Genomic DNA, 728 nt, shown 5'->3' with positions numbered 1-728 from the left:
TCATAAATATCTCCTATATTCTGATCAAATACATGACCGTTTGGACATATCCTATTTCCTTTTCCATCTTTTTCCCAGTTCAATGTGTTGAATTTTTTATTCCTGAATTCCTTTTCATTTTTTTTGGCATACATTGAATATTTCATGTAGAGATTCATTCCATTTGACAAACAATACATATAGTTGTCGTAACTTCCATAAGCTGCATCTGCCATCGGATAAAGTGGCAGCTCTCCTGTGAAATCCTTATATCTTTCCATGAATGGTATGAATGTCTTGGTATCTCCTGGTCGCTGGAATAGATCTGCATTTACTATAATGCCATCGCTGACACCAATCTGTACGTTATAGCAGGGTCTGCTTAATCCAGTGTTGCAGTAATAATCTATCTTGGTTGCACACATTGTCGCATCATGATCCGTCTTTGAACAGCTGTTTCTATCATTTCCTATGACAAAAAGCCAGAATTCATATTCATCCAGCTTTGTATAATATTCAAGAAACAGGTCATACCATCTTTGAATTTCTGTCTTTCTTTTCCCTCTGCCATATACCATTTTTATATCATCATTAATCATCGTTTCCATAAGATATTGTACTATATAGCCAATCTCCTGTGCACAGTAAAAATAATGATATGGAAAGTCAAATCCTCTTTCCATGTTCATCTGAATGATTGAATCTGTTATCTTAGAAAACAGTTTCATTCTTGCATTGAGGATTCTTGC

Annotated in this window: 1 pseudogene; it reads right to left on the bottom strand. The window is 34.9% G+C overall.

Going from position 1 to position 728, the window contains the following annotated elements:
• Positions 1-728 (bottom strand): annotated as a pseudogene (locus tag B5E87_RS14840) (transposase); the annotation flags it as partial.

This window comes from Massilimicrobiota sp. An142 (assembly GCF_002160725.1).
Classification (GTDB): domain Bacteria; phylum Bacillota_I; class Bacilli_A; order Erysipelotrichales; family Coprobacillaceae; genus Allocoprobacillus; species Allocoprobacillus merdigallinarum.
The sequence above is the reverse complement of the archived record's forward strand: the minus strand, read 5'-3'. Positions and strand labels throughout refer to the sequence as shown.